Genomic DNA, 22,058 nt, shown 5'->3' on the forward strand with positions numbered 1-22,058 from the left:
GTATAGAACAAAGGCTATGAAAAGAAGTAGTATCAATTATTTTTACGAACAGAAAGTTACCGGTCGATGAGAGGTGCATGTAAAACGATTGAGAATTCATCTTGGAGCTGTGTACCGAAAGGATTATTCTAAGTAGGCTACGCCGGTAAGCACCCGTAATCATGTGCGAGAGTATCGTCAAATGACCGTACTTCTTAAGGTAAGTAATGTGAATTGCTTATAAATTAAAGGTGGTAACACGAGTTGAATCGTCCTTTTGGTTAATCCAAAAGGGCGTTTTTTTTATTCCTTTTTTGAGCAAGTATTTGAAAATCTAAACGTATGAGGAGTAAGCATTATGAAAGATAATCATCAAGATTCACAACTAAAGCGGGAATTAAGTACTCGTCACATGCAATTAATTGCACTTGGCGGGTCCATTGGGGTCGGTTTATTTTATGGCTCTAGTTCAACCATTCAAATGGCGGGACCATCTATTTTACTAGCTTATTTAATTGGCGGGTTAGTTATTTTCACCATTATGCGTGCATTAGGCGAAATGGCAGTAGCAGAACCTGTATCAGGCTCATTCAGTATGTACGCGAATAAATATTTAGGGCGCTTTGCTGGCTTCTTATCTGGATGGACATATTGGTTCATGTGGATTGTCGTGGGCATGGCAGAACTAACAGTTGTCGGTGTATATATTAACTACTGGTTTCCAGATATTCCACAATGGGTAACTGCCCTTGTCGTACTTGTGATGATGACGCTTGTAAACTTAGCAAATGTAAAAGCATATGGAGAATTCGAATTCTGGTTTGCGATGATTAAAGTTGTGGCAATTATCGGGATGATCGTTCTAGGATTAGCCATTATTTTCTTCGGTGTCGGCAATCACGGTGAAGCAATTGGCTTTGATAATTTATGGGCACATGGTGGCTTCATGCCAAATGGTTTCCATGGTATTTTAATGTCACTCGTATTAGTTATGTTCTCATTCGGTGGGGTTGAATTAGTGGGTATTTCTGCAGGAGAAGCAAAAAATCCTAGCAAGTCCATTCCATCAGCGATTAACAACATCGTTTGGCGTATTTTAATTTTCTACATTGGGGCGCTAGGCGTTATGATGGTTATTTATCCTTGGAACGAAGTTGGCTCAGAAGGTAGCCCGTTCGTTCAAATTTTCGATTACGTTGGTATCCCTGCTGCGGCTCACATTATTAACTTTGTCGTCATTACAGCTGCAATGTCTGCCTTTAATAGTGGCTTATATGGTTCAGGACGTATGCTACACAACTTATCGGTTCAAAAAAATGGTCCAGAATATTTTAAAACAGTAAGCAAAAACGGTAGTCCGAGTCGAGGGATATTATTTTCGTCAGCTGTGTTATTAATCGCGGTTGTCTTAAACTATGTAGTACCTGAAAAAGTGTTCATCTATATTTCTGCTGTTGCGACGGTTGCAGTCATTACAAGCTGGATGATTATTTTATTAGCACAGTTGAAATTTAGGAAGTCAAAAACGAAAGAGGAAGTAGCCAAACTGAAATTCAAAATTCCGCTTTACCCACTTTCTACGTATATTGCTATTGTATTTTTATTAATGGTGATTGTGTTAATGGCGTTTATTCCAGATATGCGTGTTGCCCTATATGTGGCACCAGTTTGGTTTTTCATCTTATATATTGGCTACAAAGTAATACATGTTAAAAAGTAGTTACATCTTTTTATACTGATACTTCTACTGCGCAAATTGTTAAAAAATCATTTTGGTATACTCGATTCGTTACGTTTATCTAAGGTTTAATAATTTTTAGCCATTAGTAAAGAATGTGATGAGTGCCTTCCTTTATGAATAGGTTCATAATAAAATTGATCTGTATTTAGACAAAAAAGGAGGGGCATGATGGAAGTAGTATATTTGGCTGGTGGATGTTTATGGGGCGTACAAGCTTTTATAAAAACGCTACCAGGAGTTACGTTTACAGAAGCAGGAAGAGCGAATGGAACAAGTCGTACGCTTGAGGGCGATTATGATGGATACGCTGAATGTGTAAAAACAGGGTTTGATCCAACAGTTGTAACCATTCGAGATTTAATGGGCTATTTATTCGAAATCATTGATCCTTACAGTTTGAATAGACAAGGACAGGATGTTGGCGAAAAATATAGAACAGGCGTATATAGTGAAAATCCTGAGCATTTAAAAGAGGCGAAGGCATTTCTTAGAGAGCAAAATGATTACGAGCTTATAATGGTTGAAATATTGCCCCTTACAAACTATGTCAGAAGTGCAGAGGAACATCAAGATAGATTAACCAGATGTCCAAATGATTATTGTCATATTCCCGCAGAAATTTTAAATAAATATAAATAACGGAATTCACGAGACCTTTCTTTTTAAACTACACAACAGTTTTGAGGGGGAAGTGGATGACACTATCTATTCTGTGTGTCTGTAAAATGAGAGAGACTGCTATTTGTAAACATTATACCTAAAAATGATAGTTAGAATAAGGAAGATAGTGTATTGGTATATAGTATTGAACAATGTATTATCAAATCAATACATCACTATTATTTTTTAAAGATAAAGCCTGTATCTTCAATTACCAAGTAATTATGGATACAGGCTTTTTTTGTGGCCTTTTAATAAAGATTGATAATAATTAAGTTCGATTAGTAATAATAAATTTTTGATGAAAAAACTGTATGAAATGAGCAGGAACTAAAAATTATTTGGAGAAATTTAAAAGTATAGTTCAAATTAATGAAGAGGATTGTTATATAATGGAGGACGGTAATTATGAAAATTTATAATACAGTTCCATATTTTTTATTAAACTACATGCCTTCGGAGCAGTTCTTAAAACACTACCATGAAAAGTTCTCCCAACACTTCAAGGAATATTTCCTGTATCATTGTAAAAATGCAGATGAGAAGATTAAAAACGCAATTGAAAAATATCCTTCCCAAATGAGTGAGATACAGGAATCAAGTGGAAAAATCGAAAGCCTAATTCAACAAGTTGTGTTATCTTACAGACAAAAATATAATGTCGAGTTCACTAAAGATGTACATATAATTGTTGGAGCATATGGGTCAAATGCATTTACACATCGTCAAATTATTCCTGAAGTGACTTTTTGTTTAGAAAAGCTCTCTTCTAATGATAAGCATTTAAAAGTAATTATTGCTCATGAATTTGGTCATACTCTTCATAATATTTTATCAGATCAGGAGGGGATGGATTGGTCTAAAGTTCAGTGGTTTCATCCCTTTACAACGCTGTTTCAGGAAGGATGTGCAACGTATTTTTCAGAACAAGTTGCTGATGCTGACAAATCGGTCTATTTTTTATACGATGATAATGGAGAAGAATGGTTAAGATTTGCAGAGGATAACAAAAATGATATTATCACTACTTTTTTGGGTGATATAAACAAACGTACACAACCTGAAATTATCCATGAATGGTTTTCAATTAATGGAGGTTCCTACTTTGGTTTCACACGTTTAGGGTATTTTATTGGATACAATGTGATCCAAATCTTAATTGAAAAATATCAAGAGAAAGAGGCCGTTACACTTTGGAAAGAATCTACCTTCAATAAAGAAATAGAGAATGTGCTATTAGAACTTACTTAAAATGTTTAATTTAGAGTTAAGTTATTCGACATTCGGGACCGATTGTCGAGTAACAGAGGACGAAGTAGAAACTTTAAGGTCATCTTCAAGATATTCGGAATCTAACATCTCCACATTTTCATGAAATCTATATGGGTTCTTGAGCCACAATTTGAAGTTAGTAAGAACATCAGGTTTACCGTCTAGATCCAAAATATCCAACCCTTTTATCTTCAAATACACAATGAAATACCATAAGTTGTAGCAGTATGTTCTTATCGTATTAGGGAATACTTCTCGTTCAGCTCTTGCTTGTATCATATCAAGATATTCCTTTACCAATGATTTAAAATCCAAGGATGCTACTCCCTTGCAGTATAGATTTCCAATAAAAAAATCACCGCTCATTTTGTTCAAGTAACAGATTTTTTGATGAGTAATTGAATTTGGCTAAAGTTAACTATAGAAGTTGTTAAATCAGTAAATGTAGCACCAACTTCAATAGAGCGTGAATTGATGAAAAATTAAAGTGTCCCTTTTCAATCCCTTTGAAGAAATATGGTAAAATGGACAAAAGTAAAGGCTTTGGAGGGATGAGGTTGGCAGAAAAAAGGTTAAAAGTTTGTGAAAAAGGACATCCATTTTACAAAAGCACAGATTGTCCAAGCTGCCCTACCTGTGATCAGGAAAATAAACCTAGCAGTGGCTTCCTTTCCAAATTGAGTTCACCTGCAAGAAATGCATTCGTACACGCAGGTATTGATACGTTGGAAAAACTATCTATGTATACGGAAAAGGAAATCTTAAAATTGCATGGTATTGGACCAGCCTCCTTACCGATTATGAAATCATCATTGAAAGAAGAAGGCTTGTCATTTAAATAAGTGAGGGGGAAGACAACAATGTCAACGAAGGAATTATCACAAGAGCAAACCGAGGAACTAATCAATACTTTGCAAGTTCGCTTCGAGAAAAATACATCTCGTCATGAAGGGCTTGACTGGGCAAATGTCCAAGCTAGGCTAGAGGCTAATAGGGAGAAACTATGGTCGCTCTACGAAATGGAAGCAACAGGCGGTGAACCAGATGTAATAGGCTATGATGCAAACACGGACGAGTTCATTTTCTATGATTGTTCTGCGGAAAGTCCTAAAGGTCGCAGAAGTTTATGTTATGACCGCGAAGCATGGGAATCTAGAAAAAATCACAAGCCTGAAAATACGGCTATGGACGTAGCCAAGGAAATGGGTATTGAGCTGTTAACAGAGGAGCAATATCGCCAACTACAGGAGCTTGGCAAGTTCGATTTAAAAACATCAAGCTGGGTACAAACACCTGACAACATTCGAAAACTAGGCGGAGCTATCTTCTGCGATCGTCGCTATGACATGGTCTTTATGTACCACAATGGAGCAGAATCCTACTACGCAGCAAGAGGCTTCCGTGGATCGTTAAGAGTTTAAGAAATAAAGGCATATGTCCGATTTGCGGATGAGCATATGCCTTTTTCTATGGAAATATAGTTATGCCAATGTCTTTCTAGTTAGCTATATCCTTTATTTAGTGTATGATAAACTAAAAGGGGAGGTGGAGAATTATGTTAAATTGTTTAAAAATTATTTTTTCCATCACAGGCATATCTCTCGCAGTTTACGGACTAATCACACGTGATTTCCAATTGAATTACCTCATGATATTGTTCTTAGGCCTTTTCATGTTCACTCTAGGCATTCAAGAATTCCAAAAACAGCGAACAGTTTATGGTTGGTTCCTAATGGGGGTATCTATATTTTCAATCTATGTGTCCGTTCAAAGCTTTGTCTTGATTTAAGGGAAGTAGCCACTGTTAATTTTCGTAATACCATACATTGATCAAGTCCTTCCAGACATTTTCATAAATCACTTCCAAAGTATATAATGGCCCTTCATCTGGATAGGATTCAGTTAAAATTTGCATGGCATTTTTTTTCTGTCGATGTCATGTTCAAATGTTCGTCTTTACCTCACGATTTGCCCCTTGTCCCATCATTATTATTTTTAGGATTTCATCAGGAAATGCAAATGTTTTTCCTCCAGTCTAACTGTTTCATTACAAGCAATAACAAAATGAATAATAAGAATATTTTCTTCATTATTTTCCTAGATATTTTATAGGTTTGTGGGTAGACTCCCTCATCGCACATACTAGATATTTATATGTTATAATTTACATAAATTACATAAAATGAGGTGATAAGATGGAGAATGAAAAATTAGTGTGCAAGGCTTGTGGTCGAGATAAATTTACGACTGGACAGGTGGGAGGTACTACAAGCCAGGGCAATATAAGACCTATTGGCGCAATCATGGCGGTAGGGTCACCACTCCAAATGACTTTTTGTAAAAACTGCGGGGAAGTCGCTTCATTTAAAGTGGTAAAACCACAGAATTTTAAATAATCGTTGAAAGGGTCACTGATAAGAAAGTGATCCTTTTTATATAGTGGACGTTTAAAAGGGATAAGGATTTAAAAGCATACATGATGTTCGACTTTGGTTAATTGAATACCATGATATGAAACCTGTCTTACAAGACAAAACACCCTCTAATAGGTTTAAAGGGTGTTTAAAAACTAGATAGAGTTTCGATAAGCTCTCAAAGTTGAATGTAAGTTTGAATTCGAACTTGTGATTGATTTTTTATAGTTATACATACCTAATGGGCTTAAATGATTAGAACTAGATCCTAATAACCCTTGCTTTACAGCGCTTTTTAACGTATCAATTTGTTTGCTAGATAGTTTAGAAGTTTTACTTTCTTCAATTATTTTATTTATCTTTTCTTGATCCTCTTTTGATGTAGCTTTAACTTCCTTGTTCATTTGTCGCGTCAACCCATAATACTTAGACGAGGATCTACGTGACATTAAATATTGCATAGTAGAAAATTTTGTCGTCATCATGATAAATTGTCACCTTCCCATTCACATTTTTAGTTCCATAGTTCTTATCGTACTGAATTTGAAAAGATTTAGTATATTTACTTTTTTTAGTAATTGATTTTCAGGTTTAATCATACCAGATGATGGCACCTGTAAGCATTGAAAAAACGTTGAGACATACTAGCAAGAACACAGTATTAAGTCAGTTGGATATAAGCTATCATATCTACCACTGCCGAAGAAGCATATATTGAATATGAAAGTAAGCGTTAATTACTGTTTATTTTGTAATTAATATATATTTAATGGATGGATTGAATTACAGAAGGAAAAAAAGTAATAGGTAAAGAATATTTATTGTAGAAGACCTGTTAAAACTAGATGAGTTTGTTGATAGGAGGGATACAATTTAACAAGTAATTTGTGATGATAGAGTTCTAAGTAAAATGAGAAGTCGCTGCACAAGCAACGAATAATTCTATGCTGTTAATAATTAACAGTACTATTAACGTTTGTTAATAGAAACGACATTAAATGGCTATAAAATTAATAATTGAAGATGAAAGATACTTATTCCAAACTAAACTAAGGAGTGTTATTTTGAAAAATATTATAATTAGTATAGTATTTTTATCAAGTTTTGTCGTTTCATTTCTTTCAGTAAATACAGTCACCTTTGCTGCAGTTGATTTCTCTGATATTGAGAATTCCTATGCAAAAAATGCTATCAACGAGTTAGTGGAAAAAGGCATTATAAATGGTTATCCAGATGGTGAATTTAGACCATCATCAGCAATTACAAGACAAGATTTTGCTATGATTTTAGCGAAAGCACTGGATTTAAATCTAACTAACTCTCCAAGTACTCCAACATTTACCGATATTCCAACAACTCATTATGCTTATCCAGCTATCGAAGCAGCAGTTAAAGCCGGATTAATAAATGGGATAGGTGATGGGAAGTTCGGCGTTGGCTCAGGTTTAACACGTCAAGAAATGGCCACTCTATTTGCTAGAGCATTAGGTGGTGAAACTAATGGCCTTGGCGAACAACTTACTTTTGCTGACCAGCATAAAATTTCTGCTTGGGCAAGGGATGCGGTAGGTTTTGCAGTAGCATCAAACCTAATGACAGGCGATACATTAAATCGTTTCAATCCACAAGGAATAGCTGAAAGACAACAAGTTGCCCTTGTTGCTTCTCGATTTTTAAAGCAGATTGATAAAGTAACACCAGAACCAGAACCAAAGCCAGAACCAAAGCCAGAACCAAAGCCAGAACCAAAACCAGAGCCAAAGCCAGAACCAAAACCAGAACCAAAACCAGTACCAAACTCAGACTCAGACTCAGATCCATCACCAACACCAAGTGTAATTCCTGTAGTCGGGATTACATTGAATGAGGTGATAGAAAATCTTAAAATTGGTGAAACAAAGACATTAACAGTAAATGTTGTACCCACAAATGCGACAAATAAACTTGTGAGATGGACTTCCTCAGATCTGAACGTTGCAACTGTTAACGGGCAGGGGAAAGTAATAGCGACTGGTATAGGTACTGTGACCATAACAGCAACAACGGTAGATGGACTAAAAACGGCTTCAGTTACTTTCACAGTGACCCATAGCAATGGTGCAGCGATTACTGGCGTAGGAACATCATCATCTGTTTTACAACTGGGAGAAACTACTAGTAGAACAGCAGAAACAACCGAATCAGGCACAATAACGTGGTCATCAAGCAATACAGGTGTTGCAACAGTTCATTCTAGTACAGGTGAAATTACTGCTCACACACCAGGCAACACAATCATTTCGTATACAAGTAGTAATGGTAAAATGAATTCTGTGAGTCTCACTGTATATGATGAGGCAACAGCAAAAAGCCCAACATATTCGCAAGTACTGCAAATGGATGAAGTAATAACAGCTTCAGTAGGAGCAGGTTTATCTGCAACAGCAACAAACAAAAGTTTTGTAGCTGAACCAACAAGTGTAGCGATAGTGAATGCTACAACTGGCCAAGTAACAGCTATAAGTGCAGGTAGCTCAGTTATTACGTATGTAGGAATGGATGCTAATGGCGTAGTAATTGAAAAAGGTACGACAACTGTGACAGTTCATCCACAAGCAGCAGTAGCAGCAATACCCATGGTGCCAGCACCTTATTCAGTTATTGGCTGGGGCTCAGCAGCAACTAATTTTACGCCTCCAGGAATCGGACAATCCATCATCTGGACTGTAACAAATGGTACAGGAGCTGCAACAATTCAGCAAAGTACAGGGGCTATAAGAGGTGCTACAGCTGGTGATGTAACGGTAAACTATAAAATAGTAGATAATAACACTAGAGTAGTAGCTTACAAGTCAGCACCCGTAACGGTGACAATTCCAGATACACCAAGAGTTAATATTTCACCACCATATGTTGATGGTGGGACATTTGGTGGACCTTATTCCATGTCAACTAATGTGAATTTGACGGTTGCCATAACAGGGGAAAACAATTCAACTGTCATTTTCAGTAATCCGAGAAGTAATGATGACAATATTGCCACTGCAACGATTACGGGTCCAAATCCTTCTGGACATGTTTTTTTAAATGTGCAGAAGATTGGTACAGGAGAAGCTCAGATAACATTTGATTACACAGATATTAACAATAATACTGGGTCGATGACATGGATTTTTAATTTCCAATAGAACTAATTTTACAAGCTAAGGGATGCGTCTATGGACGTGTCCTTTTATAGTGTCGTTCAAAAGAGGCATTGACTAATCATTCCCTCTTTTTTCAGCATAAAGTCGGCAATAAAATCATCACAGCTTGGCGAGCAGCCATTCATATATAGTGAACCTCCAAGTAAACAAGTAAATTAAGCGAAGCGAAAACAAAGCCAGTTTGATACAAAGCATGTCGCGTGTTGGTCAATGTATTGATACGGACCGATTGAAGCATTTTGGTGCAAAAGCATGGCTTATGTAAATATTATAAGCATATCGTTAGCAGAAACGTTTGAACGGCTTGAGTCCTGTCTACTTACAGTTGTTCATTTTGACAATTATGTGAATGGTTTTACCTAACTAACTTTAAATTGTTTTCAAGGGTTTTTGAAGAAAATTCACAGTAAATATTACTTTAGATGTACAAGTAATGCCTTGTACGCCAATAATAAGGAAGGATAAGTGACGTGATTTGGCGTGATTTGTTTTTTATTTATAAATTACGCCAAAATATACATAATAAACGCCAAAAAAATGGCGTTGATTGAGTGTTGATTTAGAAAAGTTAAGAATGTTAGGATAAAATTACCTCGAGGGATATTTACTATAGTAATTCAACAACTATTACTAAATAGATTACAATAGGAGTTTATTTCATGAGAAAATTTAAATTAATGACTATTTTAATGATCACAATGACGTTACTTTTTTCAGGGGTCTCTAGTTCGTATGCAATTAGTACTGTTGAAAGTATGAATCAAGAACAAAAATTAGAAAATGATTTAGCAGAAGCACTTGAATTGATTTTTGACAAAGCAGTTTTAAAAAATAATAAAGAAGTTATTGTAGGTTATGATAGAGAAATAATAGAGACAGAATTAAAAGGTAATTCTATGAAAGAGGCGATCATTGAGGGATTAGAAGTAGAAAACCTACTAATTTCTTCTGAAGACGTTAATATAATTTCTGAACCACAAATTACACTATTTGCAGTAGCTTGTGAATGGCATGGTAAAAGAGAAACAATGGAATTTAGAGCAGCAGAAAATGAATGTATTAAAGAAGGTTTATCGAGTTATTTTGGTATTGCTACATCATTAACGATTATTGTTGATGCAATTAGAGCATCTAATTTCAAACAAGCTGCAAAATTAATTTTAAAAGAGTTTCCTAAAAAAGTTGCAGGTGCAACACTTCCAGGTTTAGTAATAAATCTTAGTGTTATCTCAGTAAGCTGTTCTACTAAGATGAACAAACTATTCCCAGGAAGTTCTAATTGTGAATAAGGAAAAATAAAATATGAAATTAATCAGGAACTTTCTAATTTATTTTATAGTCGGTGCGATAATTATAAACATTTCTAAGTTTATTTATAATAAAGAGGACTACTATTTTGATAGTAAAGAGACGATAATGTACGGTATTATCACTATGGTTGTATTTCTCATAATGGATTATGTAAGAAATATAAGTAAGTCCAGAAGTAAATAATTTTGTGATAAACCCAGGTATTCAATAATTTTGAGCCTGGGCTTTTTCCTTTTGTATTATTGGTATATTTAGTAATTAAATATTACTTTATATGAATACATACTAGAAGCGATGAAACATAATGAAAGCTTTGATTGTTCTAATTGTGCAATCACGAAGTCACATTCCCCCCAAAAACCCAAGAAATCAGGCGAAAAGCATGTCTTTGTACATTCACACAAAACCTCTTTGCGAATACATATGAAAGAGGGTAAAAGCATGAACGCTTATGATGAATGTATGCGTTCATGCTTTTTCTATGTCTTGATATATCAACGTTTATAGGGGTTTTTTGAGGTTGGTTTTTTAGAAAAAGTCACGGAAAGTAAACATTTATTCTTAAGTTCTTTTTGAATAAAGTTTAGGTCTAAAAAAAATTTAGAGCAACATTAAAAATAAAGTATAATATATGTAATAAATGGGTTTTACTAATTAATTTAAACACTTTAAGAAGCGAGTGAGATAGAATATGATACTTGTAAATGGAATTATTATGTATTTAGCAACAGTTGGTATAATGTTGCTTATTTTGAAAAAAATTAGTGTTGTTATGCTAAAGGTACAAAATAAATTAAAAGAATTTTTAAATCGAAAACAACTGAACTACTTAAATAATAGACAATTAAAAAATCTCATTAGAACTATAAAAATAGAACTTTTTTTATTAAATATACTTAATAAATTTATTCAAGGTTTCCCATCTAAAGAGGTAAAGAATTACACAAATGAAGAAACTACATACTTTATAAATGGAAATGTAGAATACTATAAATTTTATTTAATTAAGTTCTTACCTATTAATATTTTTAACGTATTAATAGTATTATGTATATTACAATTATTTTATGAAATACCGATAGTTAGTTACATATTTAATATTAATTTACCAACATTCAAAGAGTTGAAAACTTGGATAAGTTTAGCCTCACCACTAATAGTAATTTTAATAATTGTTCTAGCATTTTATTTTTTAAGCCCATCTGGATTAATAAGAACTACAAAAAAAGCTGTTCATAAAGATAATTTAAAAACGCAAATTGAATTTCATTTTAAACATAAAGGGTTATTTTATAGGGCGTTACGTACTGCTAACCAAAATATAGGATATATTATTAATAATCAGAAGGATTTTATTGAAAATAGAATACATAAAAAAGCTTTTTATTTAGAAAATTTACTTGATATTGATGAAATTTCATTATTGGCAAAAGCAATCAATAATTTTAAAGTCGAAAATTCCAATTTGGAACTATTTACTTTCGGGATTAGTCATAAGGTTTGTTATGATTTAGAAAGAGAATTTTCTAAACAAATGGATGAAAATGAAATTTCAGAAATACTGCAAAGTATTTTTATTACAAAAGAATCCTTTGATACGTTTTATTTTTCAAAAAACGATGAGTTTTTAGTTTACAAATTTAGCAAATGTATTTTAAATAGCATTAAATTTCAAATCTATATTCATAAATATCTTAAAATAGTTGAAGAGAAAATTGTTAAAAAACATAATATATTTGATTTCTTATCATTTATCACTAATAAAGATAAATAAACCATAATAATTTAAATGTGGAGATACTCTTTAAGAAATTAGTATCCCCATTTTTATCTTCACACTTCCAACAACTCAGTAAACTTATCATGCATCCTCTCAGTAGCGGCCATGCGCATCCCAGATGTAACATGCAAATAAATCTTCGTTGTTGATCAGAATTCTTATGTCCAACCCGATTCATAATAAAGTTCAAATCCACCCCAGCCTCTGCCAACAGACTAATATGTGTATGCCGGAGGATGTAGGTGCGGAATTGTTTGTTGATGTCGGTGAGTGCACCGATGCGCCGGACGGTTTGGTTGAGCATTTTGACGATAGGGGGGATGCCCTCCTTATCGCCGAAAACAAAGTCGGACTTAGCCCATTCTCGATACTCGCGCCATTTGTAAAGCTGCTTTAATTTCTCCACTACAATATCATCAATATCGACGGAGCGGATGCTGCCTGCAGTTTTGGGTGGAGTGAGCTCGAAGTAACCCCTTATACTTTTCTTTGCATACACCGTTTTGTTGATGTGTATGACCTTCTTCTCCAAGTCCACATCCTCATACTTTAAGGCAACAGCTTCGCCTGGTCGCATTCCTGTAAAAGCGATTGCGTAGATTAGCGTGCGATATATGATATTATGATGTTTGTCCACGTAACTTAAAAATTCCTTCAGTTCATTGGTTAAAGCTTCGCTGTGTCCTCACTGCTTGCTTCCTCTAACGTCATTTTCTTCTTCGGCACAAAATTAGCTTCCACAGGGTTCATTTCAATCAATCCAGATTCTTTGGCATAGGCAAATAACATTTTGGCTGTATTATGAGTACCGCGTAGCGTATTATAGGCTGTTCCATTATCAAATAGATGATTGAGCTATCCTTGTAATTCGATAGACGTGATTGCGGTTATTTTCTTTTTCGCCAAATAGCGATTGAGTAGGGAGATGCAATAGGTACCTTTAACTTCTAATATTCTCGTATATTTACTATTTAATATCTATATACAGAAGTTAAATGGAAATCACATCTGGGGAAAAAGATTGCTCGAAATATTGAAGCAAAGAAACGTGGATTTCATTTAAACGCCCTTGCATCTCCTTGGGAGAAATGGGCAAGGATTTTAGATGAATTTAAAGAAGCAAATCGTAAAGGTATAGAAACCTTAAAAACGTAGGTTAATACAGTCGTGAGAAGAAAAGACGAATGATTAAAGACCATTATAAACTTATTTCTCGACATATTGGCTATGAATGCGAAGTACCAAAGGACGTATTAGTATTGACGGCTGTAGTTGATGTTCAAGATGACCGATTAGAAGTAGAAGTTGTGGGTAACGCTTCTTTTGATCCTTTTGTAATAGCCCTTTGTCGTCAGATAGGTTCAGCATTAGAACTGAATTATACAGATAATTTAAAAGGTACAACAATAGAGATCCGTATTCTTATTTAGCGAGTATGGGAATCTCCGAGGCACAATTCAAGCTAGACATTTTAAATGGCTTGGAGGAAGTAAAAGGGGCTGAAATTACAGAAGCGAAAGTTATACTTAGTGATACAAAAACTATTCCAGCAGTGATTATAGATGGTAGGACACACGTTTCAAGTACAAGAGCTAGCCGATCTTTTAGGGTTAAAACTCGTTTATAACAACGAAAGTTAAACAACAAAAATGTATGAAGTAAAAAGATAATATTAACTCTTTTGTAATTCGAAGGCCTGTTACCTTAATTGGTAATGGGCTTTTTTATTTCACAAACATAAAATCAAATAAATTACAATGAAATTAATGGTAATTATTGTTAAGGTTTTGTAAAAACAATAAAATATACTATCAGATAAGAATGTCAAACAAAATCTGATGAAATTAAAATAAATGTAACTTTGGACCTTCTTATTACATAAATACCGCCAAAATATGGCGTGATTGATAGCGTTATGTGGCGGTTATTGTAAATTTAATGTAAATTTTACGCCGAAGAATGGCGTGTTTCAACAATTGAAGTGGGGAAGTTTCCAATGATAGGATAATAATAACTCGAGGGTGTGCTTACTATAGTAATCAGCTTATTAACAGAAAATTAAATTCAATTAATTCATGGAGGGTAAATATATTGAAAAAGTTTATTATTAGTCTAATATCTACATTTTTATTATGCGCAACGATTTTACCAAGCATATCTTTTGCACAAGAAATAAATGAAGGATCTGGCAATGAAAATTATGAATATCCCGAAGGATTAGATAATACCCTTCCTATTGATAAAATTGGTGATGGTGAGGAAGCGGTACAACAATTTTGGGTAGGTCCTATATTCAGAGTGGTTTTACAAGCTGGGAAATATATTTCATCGATGAATAGAACAGGTAAGGTAATAAAAACTGCTAGAAATGTTGTAGCTACAGAAGCTCATATTTTTTCAAAAAAGCATCTTGATGGAGGTATACTGAGATTAGGAAAAGATAGACAGCAAATTGTAGACAGAGGGATTGACATAATATCAAAAAATGACGACAACGGAAAGTTGAAACAAGGGCATAATCAAATTTGGACAAATATCAATAACCAGCCAGCTGAGGTAAGATGCTTTGTGAGTAAGGATGGTCAAATAGAAAGTTTTGATATTTTCTTTCGTGCGGTAAGTACGCCTAAACCAGGTGCTAATTTGATTATTGATTAAGAGGCGAGGATGAAAAATTTCATGAAAAAATTACATTCGAACGGACATTCACTTATACAAAATGAAAATACACTATCTTTCGTAAGTTTTTCTGAAGAAGAGGATAAAACTTACTATTATCAATATAATGGTGAAAATCTAAAGGAAATATCAAAAAAAGAGTATGTGGAAAGTAAATTTGGTGATAAATGGGATGATATATCTAGTCAATTGGAGGAGTCAAATTATTCATACATCGAAAATATAGCGAAATGTTGGATAAATGAAGAAGGAAAAAGAAAATTAATTAGTCTTAGTGAATACTATATTAATACATTTGGGGAAAATTGGGAGGATAAATATGATATTAATATCATACCTCACAATATTTTTTCTGATGTTACTAATTTTATGACATGTGCTATAAGAAATGAAACGATTTGCCTTCTGTGGCCTCATAATATCATACTGCACTTCAATGAGGATGATAAGCTTGTTCAATATATTTTGTTGGAAACCTCTGACTATTATGATACATTGTATAAAATTTGTTCAGATGGACAAGCAGTCTGGGGCGTATCTCCCACTTTGAATTCTGTTATAAAATATAAATTTCCGAGTTTTGAAATAGAAAAAATCTACCGTTATATGCCTTATGAAGAACTCCCAGGAAAGTCTGAAGGTATAAGTAATGAAATCAATGTAATTTATTGTGAAAATGAGCTAACAGGATTAAATTACCCAGAATATATTTCTTATATCGATGAGAAATTATATATTTGTGATATGGAAAATAAACGAATTGTAACGTTTAATCCAAACAGTGGGAAAATTGAACAATATATCTCTCTGAATTCTAAACCGTTTGAGTTTTTAAAATATAAAAATCAATTTGTTATTCAAACAGACACTGGAATATATTTAATGAATAAGAATGAAAAGAAGGATTTTTCCGATTAGAATTTCTCAAAAAAGACCAGGCGCTCATATAAAATAGAGTACCTGGTTCTTTTTGTTTATTCATCATATTCATCACATGAAGTTCCTTAGCTGTATCTTTTCTTTTTAAAATATACAACGATGTTAAAAATCACTAATACTAAGCATAATGAATAAATGACTATCATTGAGTAATCAAAAAACTTTGGTTCTTTCCAATTGACCATATCTGTTAAGATATACAAAGCAAATGCTAAAGCAGCCACATATCCGATATTTTTCATAATTGAATGGATGTGATAAGATTATAGGGAAGGAGGCGCTAACCTCCTTCTGTAAGTTTTTAGCGACGTTTACCTTTGCGAGAGGGCGTCGCTTTTGTTTTGGCTTATTCTTCATATCGCTAGTGTTTTTTGCGGAACTTGTTAGTAAGTTAAGCAGTTGCGATAGCTACTAGATAAGCTAGAACCTTATCATAATCACTTTGTCAACCTCCTTTCTATACTCATGTTATATATCAAGTGATTTATAAAAGTTTTTTTTATTTTGCTAAGTGATTATCATAGTATTCACCAAGCTTTTCAGCTACTCCTAATCCCATACGGCTAATGTCGCTAACACCATCTTTAGCAGCCTGTGCAGCCTTAATAACTGCTTCTACCTTTTCTGTAAGTTTCATATGTCATCATCCTTTATAATTTTATTTAATTGTAAATCAAATGGTATATATATCAAGTGGTTTTTATTTTATAGAGAACCACTCTTTTTGTTGAGAAACTCTTGGTATATTTTAGGTTTCAAAGTATACTCTATATAAATCCATAATAGGAGAGATGACGCATGGTGAAAGCTTTGAATTGTCCAAACTGTGCTGCAGTTTTTAACCCAAGCAATAAGTCATGTGAATACTGTGGGAGTTACATCATCACCACTGATTCGAAACAATTTAAATATGATCTAAATGAATTTAAACCAACTTATAAAAAGATTTTTTTCCATGAAATTGAGATGGGTACGAATGAGCTACCAATACGCTCTGGAATGGCGAACATTTATTATAGTGCAACTAAATCTGATGGAGGGCGCTTGTTATTAACCAATCAACGCCTTATTTTTTGTGCTCATGCTCTAAACATTAATCCTAATTTATATTGGGAAATTAGTTTAAAGGATTTAGATCGAGCCGAGAATGGTTTAAATCTTCTTATCTCTCAGAGAATTAAGATTTTTGATAGGAAAGATAATGAAACAACCTTTGTCGTTTATGGCGGAAAAACTTGGATAGCTGAAATTGAATGTGCTTTAAATCAATATTAAATAGAAGCGACCAGGTATATAATTATTATTAAGCTTGGTCATTTTTCCTCTATGATCCAGTTACATTCAATTTAGTTTCATTTTTTAGGTGTGTAACGACCCCGAATAAAACCACTATCCGTTACACAAAAAAGTCACCAAAATCACGAAAAAGTCACATTCCTCCCGAAAACCCACGAAATCAGGCAAAAAGCATGTCTTTGTACATTCACACAAAACCTTGCTATAATAAGGTTTGCGAATACATAGGAAAGAGGGTAAAAGCATGAACGCTTATGATGAATATATGAAGCAGGTTGTGAAGCCGATGCGTGAGGAGCTTGTGGAGGCTGGTTTTACGGAGCTGACGACTGCGGATGCGGTGAATGAATTTATGGCGGAGACGAAGGGAACATCGTTAGTGGTGATTAACTCGGTTTGTGGTTGTGCGGCAGGGCTTGCTCGTCCAGCGGCGCGTGAGGCAATAGCAGCGGTGAAGCCAGATCATCTTGTGACGGTGTTTGCGGGGCAGGATCCAGAAGCGACTGCGGCGATGCGTGGTTATTTTGAGGATGTGCCACCTAGCTCACCATCTATGGCGATTTTAAAGGATGGGGAGTTGGCTTACTTTATCCCACGTGAACAAATTGAGGGATTCCCTGTGGAGCAGATTGTCTCTCATTTAACTGGCGTGTTAGAGCAAACATGCGAGAACTAAAAACGATTGTGACGACAGCGGGCAGACCAGACGATGTATCGATGGCGCTCGCTGCTTTTGCGTGTCAAGAATTAGGTGCTGCGTTTGAGCCACGGAACAAGCGCTCTGTTCGCAAAATTTCGCAGGAGTTGCAGGCACATGTGATGGTCGCTGGGAAGAATCGCTTTGAGTATTATGCCTATGGGGCGCAGGAGCCGTTTTTCTTTCACCCCAATTCTGCGGCGTTTCGATTAAAGCGTGTGGCCCGTGGTGAGGCAGAGCCTTTTTTGGAAGCGGCACAGCTTCAAGTAGGGGATTCGGTGTTGGATTGTACGTTAGGTTTAGCGGCAGATGCCATGTTAGCGGCTTATATAGTGGGTGAAGCAGGTCGTGTTGTGGGACTGGAAGCAAATCCAAATGTAGCGTTTATTGTTAGACAGGGGATGCAAGCCTATGATACATCCGAGCTACCGTTAACTGCCTGTATGCGACACATCGAGGTAATACAGTCTGAGGCTGTTCGCTATTTAAAAACCCTACCAGACAACGCATTTGATGTGGTTTATATGGACCCAATGTTTGAGAAGGTTATAGAAGAGGCCAATAATTTTCAGGCATTACGGTTAGCAGGGGAGCATGTCACATTAACCGATGAATGGGTTTATGAAGCCAAGCGTGTAGCGAAAAAGCGTGTGGTGTTAAAGGCACATTTTCGCTCAGAGTGGTTTGCGACCTATGACTTTCAGCAGCATGAACGGATAACTGCAAAATTTCATTATGGTGTGTTAGAGGTATAGAGGCTTGTTCTTGAGACAAGCCTTTTTTTAGTATATGGTAATAAAAGAGGAGGGTGGAATAATATGGTGAACAATGATAAACGAACTCCCTTTGAGCTAGACTTGATGGCGAATGCACAGTCGTTGATCTGCACGAAACCTCCTATTCCATGGGCGTATGAAACGAGCATTGCTGCCAATGGTGTTTTGGCTTGCGGTTGGGATCATGAGGAAAACATCGTACTAATTAGTGGCTCTGGCTATAGTGTCACTGAGCCTATAACAGGTCGTCGTCTTCATCGAGAACGAGACGTGGATGAAACCTACGACAGAATGAGTGATGACCGTTTAACGTTTCAATTGCCTCAGGGGACAATATCTATTTTCGGCTTTGAAGCTGGGGATGGGATTCATATGACAGCAGATGGCTGGCAGGTTGAAGTTATTTATCCTTGGTGGCCACGTGCAACAGTAGTAATCGATTATCTTTATATAACTAATTATACTTATTTAAAAAATGCGACAGCTATTGATTTACAGCGATTGGATGGCATGATTAAATGTGGATTTTCGCCATCTGGCAAGCATTTAATAATAATGGGCTCAGGCGGTGCATTGATTTATAAGAGAAAGGGATGAGGTCATGGATGATGAACAGAATGGCTATGTTTCCATATGGGCTGGTAATTTTACAAGCGAAGAACAGTTACATACATATCTTGCCACTGTCTATCAGGGAGAAGATGAAACGGACGAAGCCTTTTCACAAAAGTTAGCAAAGCTTTTTTTACCAGAAAATCAGCACCGTACTTGTGAGGAAGAGTTTAAAGCACTTTATGATGAGTTCTACAATCAATTTGAATACGATTTCGGCTTAACCTTCGACGAGGATTTTTGTGAAGCGCTATGTTACGAAGCAGCTTCAAACCAACTTAAGCAACTACTTTGTGATGAATTTTCCTATTCGCAGCAATTTAAACATCAAGTGCTAGCCAAAATGGGCAATGAACTACAGAAAGCTTATAATGCAATAATTTTACTATATGACATGAAATATGAGGGTCACATTCAATCTGTAAGCCATGAAGCGTTTCATATCGATTTTGTATGCTCATTAAATTGCAGGAAATGTGATGAAAGGAGGTTTTGATGATGTTACCAGCAAAAATTCCTCGTTAAGCCCGTGGTCCACCTTGGTTCAATAACAACGATCTTACTTATAAAAGGAGCGATGTAAATGATTGGACCAAGAAAAAAGACAAGTGATGAACGCATGCAGATTGCCCATTCGATTGCGCAACAAGTTCTCGCAAAATATGGAGGAAATGTTCGAGCAATTGGTATTTATGGCTCGTTGGCTAGAAAATCAGATGGTCCGTTTTCTGACATTGAGCTTAAGTGTGTCTGTCATCAATTAGATCACAGCTATAGCTATGAATGGACAGCAGGAGATTGGAAGGCAGAGGTTAATTTCGATCAAGCAGAAGTGATTATCGAAGAGGCAATAACGGTTGAGGAAGATTGGCCATTAACAAATGGGAAGTTTTTCGATTTACAGCCACTTTACGATCCTTCTGGCTTTTTTCTAGAACTCAAAGACAAAGCGGCCACTGTGGAGAATGCCCGATTTAAGGAAGCAATTTGCAAAACCATTGTAGAAGAAATGTATGAATACATGGGGAAATTAAGGAACATAGCTGTTCAGGGTCCCACCACATTTTTGCCGATACTGGCGATGAAAATAGCGATGACTGGTGCCATGATAGTAGGATTACACCATAGGCAGTGCTATACAACATCTGCACAAGTATTACCTGAGGCTTTAGCGATGGATGATCAGCCACACGGGTTAAAAGCATTAGCTGAAATGGTCATGACAGGTAATCTAACGAATCCTCAGCAAATCATAGCTGTCTGTGAAAACTTTTGGCAAACACTTCTCCAATGGACAGCTGAAAAGGGTTATCAGATTAAATGCTCTAAGGAGATTCCTTGGTAATTTTTTATAGACCTTTACTTTTGTAGTATAAGGTGCTATAATAGAACACGTGCTATTTTAGGTAGCATATTTCCGTAATCTGGCATTCTGCTTTTTGTTTTTGTAGATACTTATTCACACTGGCGCATGCTTTGGGGCTGCAAGGACGCAAAAGATGGTAGGGTTTGCGTTGCTTAAGTTAGAAGGCACACAGTGGAATTTTACCGCGGTGATGAAACGAATTTGGTTTCAAGATAATATTCCCCAGACGATTGGGTTGAGACTTTTACAATTTACGAGAATGTTACCTATAAATACTAAAGGGGTAGTTTCGCAACAGCGAGGCTGCCCCTTGTCTAATTTTAAGGCCTGTCATGTCCAACCATGACAGGCCTTTTTGGTATACATTACCGTTTACTCTCTTCCATAAATAAGTGATAATAAAAGCATGAATTTTAGTAAAAATCTAAATTCTGCATAAAAAAATCAGAAAAATCAAAAAGGTGAGGGATGTCAATGGGAAATATCGACACACTATCGACGAATGTCGTGACACAATTAGAAGAAATGGCTATACGGCAAGGCAATATGGATCAGCTAGTATCACGCTATTGCCAAGAAAGACTGCTTTATCGTCTATCCATATCCTCCTATGAAGATCAATTTTATCTAGATGGGGATCTATTATTATTTGCTTTAACAAATGGATTGGTGAAGCCTTCCAAAGAAGTCACGCTGACAGCGCAAGCAAGCGTTCATCAACATGATATAGTGAAACAGGCTTTTAATGAAATTTGCTCACTAGCAATACCAGCGGATGGCATTGAATGGGATGCACAGCGGATCGAATCATCTGTATCGAATGACAATATTCAACTAAGCATACCAGCTACATTGGGCAAAATGACTGTATACATAGAAGTTAGGATTACCTTTAAAGAAAACATGCGAATAACACCAAAGGCCATTAATTTTCCAAGCTTGCTAGACAATAAGGCTGCGGTGGTTAATACATATCCAACAGAATTCGTACTGGCACAAAAATTTATCGAAATTTACCAGTACCCAGCATTAGAAAAGACTGAAAAAACAATAAATGAAGTACAACAATTGCTACACACGCAAACTATTGAAGGACGAAGATTGCAGACGTATATTGTGGACTTATTTGATCGTCATCATTTTACAATCGAGCTAACTTCTACACTCGAGATGACAGGGATTCTGAAACAATTCTTTATCCCTGTTTATGAAGCGATTTTGGCTGAGGACGAATTTTTCAAGCAATGGAACAATCGAGCATGGCAATGAGGAGAGGGACCCGCAAATCATCTACGGTTTGCGGGTTTTTGCATGGCTATTATTCAGTAATTTATTAAGGGGATACATTTGT

The 22,058-nt window shown here is 35.5% G+C and carries 25 protein-coding genes and 1 other annotated feature; of the genes, 21 read left to right on the forward strand and 4 right to left on the reverse strand.

What is annotated here, in order from left to right; all coding sequences use genetic code 11:
- The first annotated feature begins 7 nt into the window (after positions 1 to 7).
- Positions 8 to 259, forward strand: a binding site (T-box leader).
- Positions 260 to 337: 78 nt separating this feature from the next.
- The 7 genes from NYE73_RS11370 (at position 338) to NYE73_RS11400 (ending at position 6,048) form a co-directional block, all read left to right on the forward strand.
- On the forward strand, positions 338 to 1,699 hold the full coding sequence (locus NYE73_RS11370) for an amino acid permease (protein WP_048393780.1): 1,362 nt from the start codon (positions 338 to 340) through the stop codon (positions 1,697 to 1,699).
- A 189-nt stretch (positions 1,700 to 1,888) separates the two neighbouring features.
- Positions 1,889 to 2,359 (forward strand): peptide-methionine (S)-S-oxide reductase, encoded by a 471-nt coding sequence (locus NYE73_RS11375; protein WP_066037846.1) that lies wholly within the window; start codon positions 1,889 to 1,891, stop codon positions 2,357 to 2,359.
- A gap of 429 nt (positions 2,360 to 2,788) precedes the next feature.
- On the forward strand, positions 2,789 to 3,631 hold the full coding sequence (locus NYE73_RS11380; protein ID WP_066037847.1) for a DUF5700 domain-containing putative Zn-dependent protease: 843 nt from the start codon (positions 2,789 to 2,791) through the stop codon (positions 3,629 to 3,631).
- Between the two features lie 572 nt (positions 3,632 to 4,203).
- Positions 4,204 to 4,494 (forward strand): RNA polymerase alpha subunit C-terminal domain-containing protein, encoded by a 291-nt coding sequence (locus NYE73_RS11385; protein WP_259951310.1) that lies wholly within the window; start codon positions 4,204 to 4,206, stop codon positions 4,492 to 4,494.
- 18 nt (positions 4,495 to 4,512) lie between these two features.
- Positions 4,513 to 5,073, forward strand: coding sequence for a DUF4256 domain-containing protein (locus NYE73_RS11390; RefSeq protein ID WP_066037849.1), 561 nt, complete (start codon positions 4,513 to 4,515; stop codon positions 5,071 to 5,073).
- Positions 5,074 to 5,300: 227 nt separating this feature from the next.
- Positions 5,301 to 5,441 carry a DUF3953 domain-containing protein gene (locus tag NYE73_RS24705; RefSeq protein ID WP_225341030.1) on the forward strand — a complete coding sequence of 47 codons (141 nt, stop codon included), beginning with the start codon at positions 5,301 to 5,303 and terminating at the stop codon, positions 5,439 to 5,441.
- A 406-nt stretch (positions 5,442 to 5,847) separates the two neighbouring features.
- Entirely contained in the window at positions 5,848 to 6,048 is a 201-nt protein-coding gene (locus tag NYE73_RS11400) for a hypothetical protein (protein ID WP_004228479.1), read from the forward strand.
- A gap of 173 nt (positions 6,049 to 6,221) precedes the next feature.
- Here the strand turns inward: NYE73_RS11400 and NYE73_RS11405 are convergent, their stop codons facing one another.
- Positions 6,222 to 6,470 carry a hypothetical protein gene (locus NYE73_RS11405; protein ID WP_254660047.1) on the reverse strand — a complete coding sequence of 83 codons (249 nt, stop codon included), beginning with the start codon at positions 6,468 to 6,470 and terminating at the stop codon, positions 6,222 to 6,224.
- A 660-nt stretch (positions 6,471 to 7,130) separates the two neighbouring features.
- Between NYE73_RS11405 and NYE73_RS11410 the strand changes: the two genes are divergently transcribed.
- The 3 genes from NYE73_RS11410 to NYE73_RS11420 all read left to right on the forward strand — a co-directional run bounded on the left by NYE73_RS11410 (position 7,131) and on the right by NYE73_RS11420 (position 12,336).
- A complete protein-coding gene (locus NYE73_RS11410; RefSeq protein ID WP_259951304.1) occupies positions 7,131 to 9,233 on the forward strand; it encodes an Ig-like domain-containing protein in 2,103 nt (700 codons plus the stop codon).
- 677 nt (positions 9,234 to 9,910) lie between these two features.
- Complete coding sequence (locus tag NYE73_RS11415; RefSeq protein WP_066037853.1) at positions 9,911 to 10,540, forward strand: hypothetical protein; 630 nt, start codon at positions 9,911 to 9,913, stop codon at positions 10,538 to 10,540.
- 737 nt (positions 10,541 to 11,277) lie between these two features.
- A complete protein-coding gene (locus NYE73_RS11420) occupies positions 11,278 to 12,336 on the forward strand; it encodes a hypothetical protein (protein WP_139111242.1) in 1,059 nt (352 codons plus the stop codon).
- Here NYE73_RS11420 and NYE73_RS11425 read toward each other — a convergent pair.
- Entirely contained in the window at positions 12,320 to 13,000 is a 681-nt protein-coding gene (locus NYE73_RS11425) for a site-specific integrase (protein ID WP_083225386.1), read from the reverse strand. The genes NYE73_RS11420 and NYE73_RS11425 overlap by 17 nt on opposite strands.
- Positions 13,001 to 13,008: 8 nt before the next feature.
- The gene (locus NYE73_RS11430) at positions 13,009 to 13,131 is read right to left on the reverse strand and encodes a hypothetical protein (RefSeq protein WP_256389913.1); all 123 of its coding nucleotides are present in this window, start codon (positions 13,129 to 13,131) and stop codon (positions 13,009 to 13,011) included.
- A 243-nt stretch (positions 13,132 to 13,374) separates the two neighbouring features.
- On the opposite strand from NYE73_RS11430, the gene NYE73_RS24710 reads away from it, so the two are divergent.
- The 4 genes from NYE73_RS24710 to NYE73_RS11445 all read left to right on the forward strand — a co-directional run bounded on the left by NYE73_RS24710 (position 13,375) and on the right by NYE73_RS11445 (position 15,939).
- Positions 13,375 to 13,497, forward strand: a complete 123-nt coding sequence (locus NYE73_RS24710) for a terminase gpA endonuclease subunit (protein WP_375543425.1) — start codon at positions 13,375 to 13,377, stop codon at positions 13,495 to 13,497.
- 29 nt (positions 13,498 to 13,526) lie between these two features.
- Positions 13,527 to 13,772 carry a terminase gpA endonuclease subunit gene (locus NYE73_RS11435; protein ID WP_066037857.1) on the forward strand — a complete coding sequence of 82 codons (246 nt, stop codon included), beginning with the start codon at positions 13,527 to 13,529 and terminating at the stop codon, positions 13,770 to 13,772.
- 661 nt (positions 13,773 to 14,433) lie between these two features.
- On the forward strand, positions 14,434 to 15,000 hold the full coding sequence (locus tag NYE73_RS11440; protein ID WP_066037859.1) for a hypothetical protein: 567 nt from the start codon (positions 14,434 to 14,436) through the stop codon (positions 14,998 to 15,000).
- A 21-nt stretch (positions 15,001 to 15,021) separates the two neighbouring features.
- Positions 15,022 to 15,939 (forward strand): hypothetical protein, encoded by a 918-nt coding sequence (locus NYE73_RS11445; RefSeq protein WP_259951295.1) that lies wholly within the window; start codon positions 15,022 to 15,024, stop codon positions 15,937 to 15,939.
- Between the two features lie 520 nt (positions 15,940 to 16,459).
- Here NYE73_RS11445 and NYE73_RS11450 read toward each other — a convergent pair.
- Positions 16,460 to 16,597 carry a hypothetical protein gene (locus NYE73_RS11450; RefSeq protein WP_259951296.1) on the reverse strand — a complete coding sequence of 46 codons (138 nt, stop codon included), beginning with the start codon at positions 16,595 to 16,597 and terminating at the stop codon, positions 16,460 to 16,462.
- A gap of 161 nt (positions 16,598 to 16,758) precedes the next feature.
- On the opposite strand from NYE73_RS11450, the gene NYE73_RS11455 reads away from it, so the two are divergent.
- From NYE73_RS11455 to NYE73_RS11485, 7 genes are all read left to right on the forward strand, one after another.
- Positions 16,759 to 17,235 carry a hypothetical protein gene (locus NYE73_RS11455; protein WP_066037861.1) on the forward strand — a complete coding sequence of 159 codons (477 nt, stop codon included), beginning with the start codon at positions 16,759 to 16,761 and terminating at the stop codon, positions 17,233 to 17,235.
- A gap of 265 nt (positions 17,236 to 17,500) precedes the next feature.
- The gene (locus tag NYE73_RS11460; protein WP_004228455.1) at positions 17,501 to 17,932 is read left to right on the forward strand and encodes a BrxA/BrxB family bacilliredoxin; all 432 of its coding nucleotides are present in this window, start codon (positions 17,501 to 17,503) and stop codon (positions 17,930 to 17,932) included.
- Complete coding sequence (locus NYE73_RS11465) at positions 17,920 to 18,708, forward strand: class I SAM-dependent methyltransferase (RefSeq protein WP_257961102.1); 789 nt, start codon at positions 17,920 to 17,922, stop codon at positions 18,706 to 18,708. The genes NYE73_RS11460 and NYE73_RS11465 overlap by 13 nt, the downstream gene beginning before the upstream one ends.
- A gap of 63 nt (positions 18,709 to 18,771) precedes the next feature.
- On the forward strand, positions 18,772 to 19,326 hold the full coding sequence (locus NYE73_RS11470) for a hypothetical protein (protein WP_259951297.1): 555 nt from the start codon (positions 18,772 to 18,774) through the stop codon (positions 19,324 to 19,326).
- A gap of 4 nt (positions 19,327 to 19,330) precedes the next feature.
- Positions 19,331 to 19,837, forward strand: coding sequence for an immunity 22 family protein (locus NYE73_RS11475; RefSeq protein ID WP_259951298.1), 507 nt, complete (start codon positions 19,331 to 19,333; stop codon positions 19,835 to 19,837).
- Positions 19,838 to 19,924: 87 nt separating this feature from the next.
- The gene (locus NYE73_RS11480; RefSeq protein WP_259951299.1) at positions 19,925 to 20,686 is read left to right on the forward strand and encodes an ANT(4')-I family aminoglycoside nucleotidyltransferase; all 762 of its coding nucleotides are present in this window, start codon (positions 19,925 to 19,927) and stop codon (positions 20,684 to 20,686) included.
- A 495-nt stretch (positions 20,687 to 21,181) separates the two neighbouring features.
- A complete protein-coding gene (locus tag NYE73_RS11485; protein WP_259951300.1) occupies positions 21,182 to 21,976 on the forward strand; it encodes a nucleotidyl transferase AbiEii/AbiGii toxin family protein in 795 nt (264 codons plus the stop codon).
- Positions 21,977 to 22,058 lie beyond the last annotated feature (82 nt).

Source organism: Lysinibacillus sp. FSL K6-0102 (assembly GCF_038003545.1).
GTDB classification, from domain to species: Bacteria; Bacillota; Bacilli; order Bacillales_A; family Planococcaceae; genus Lysinibacillus; species Lysinibacillus capsici.

Excerpts from the sequence above, each read along its gene's own strand:
- NYE73_RS11460 (WP_004228455.1), top strand. The coding sequence starts at position 17,501 with ATGAACGCTTATGATGAATATATGAAGCAGGTTGTGAAGCCGATGCGT.
- NYE73_RS11415 (WP_066037853.1), top strand. The coding sequence starts at position 9,911 with ATGAGAAAATTTAAATTAATGACTATTTTAATGATCACAATGACGTTA.
- NYE73_RS11445 (WP_259951295.1), top strand. The coding sequence starts at position 15,022 with ATGAAAAAATTACATTCGAACGGACATTCACTTATACAAAATGAAAAT.
- NYE73_RS11455 (WP_066037861.1), top strand. The coding sequence starts at position 16,759 with ATGGTGAAAGCTTTGAATTGTCCAAACTGTGCTGCAGTTTTTAACCCA.
- NYE73_RS11475 (WP_259951298.1), top strand. The coding sequence starts at position 19,331 with ATGGATGATGAACAGAATGGCTATGTTTCCATATGGGCTGGTAATTTT.
- NYE73_RS11405 (WP_254660047.1), bottom strand. The coding sequence starts at position 6,470 with ATGAACAAGGAAGTTAAAGCTACATCAAAAGAGGATCAAGAAAAGATA.
- NYE73_RS11400 (WP_004228479.1), top strand. The coding sequence starts at position 5,848 with ATGGAGAATGAAAAATTAGTGTGCAAGGCTTGTGGTCGAGATAAATTT.
- NYE73_RS11380 (WP_066037847.1), top strand. The coding sequence starts at position 2,789 with ATGAAAATTTATAATACAGTTCCATATTTTTTATTAAACTACATGCCT.
- NYE73_RS11430 (WP_256389913.1), bottom strand. The coding sequence starts at position 13,131 with ATGTTATTTGCCTATGCCAAAGAATCTGGATTGATTGAAATGAACCCT.
- NYE73_RS11480 (WP_259951299.1), top strand. The coding sequence starts at position 19,925 with ATGATTGGACCAAGAAAAAAGACAAGTGATGAACGCATGCAGATTGCC.
- NYE73_RS11450 (WP_259951296.1), bottom strand. The coding sequence starts at position 16,597 with ATGAAACTTACAGAAAAGGTAGAAGCAGTTATTAAGGCTGCACAGGCT.
- NYE73_RS11485 (WP_259951300.1), top strand. The coding sequence starts at position 21,182 with ATGGGAAATATCGACACACTATCGACGAATGTCGTGACACAATTAGAA.
- NYE73_RS24705 (WP_225341030.1), top strand. The coding sequence starts at position 5,301 with ATGATATTGTTCTTAGGCCTTTTCATGTTCACTCTAGGCATTCAAGAA.
- NYE73_RS11385 (WP_259951310.1), top strand. The coding sequence starts at position 4,204 with ATGAGGTTGGCAGAAAAAAGGTTAAAAGTTTGTGAAAAAGGACATCCA.
- NYE73_RS11390 (WP_066037849.1), top strand. The coding sequence starts at position 4,513 with ATGTCAACGAAGGAATTATCACAAGAGCAAACCGAGGAACTAATCAAT.
- NYE73_RS11470 (WP_259951297.1), top strand. The coding sequence starts at position 18,772 with ATGGTGAACAATGATAAACGAACTCCCTTTGAGCTAGACTTGATGGCG.
- NYE73_RS11465 (WP_257961102.1), top strand. The coding sequence starts at position 17,920 with ATGCGAGAACTAAAAACGATTGTGACGACAGCGGGCAGACCAGACGAT.
- NYE73_RS11435 (WP_066037857.1), top strand. The coding sequence starts at position 13,527 with ATGATTAAAGACCATTATAAACTTATTTCTCGACATATTGGCTATGAA.
- NYE73_RS11375 (WP_066037846.1), top strand. The coding sequence starts at position 1,889 with ATGGAAGTAGTATATTTGGCTGGTGGATGTTTATGGGGCGTACAAGCT.
- NYE73_RS11420 (WP_139111242.1), top strand. The coding sequence starts at position 11,278 with ATGTATTTAGCAACAGTTGGTATAATGTTGCTTATTTTGAAAAAAATT.
- NYE73_RS11370 (WP_048393780.1), top strand. The coding sequence starts at position 338 with ATGAAAGATAATCATCAAGATTCACAACTAAAGCGGGAATTAAGTACT.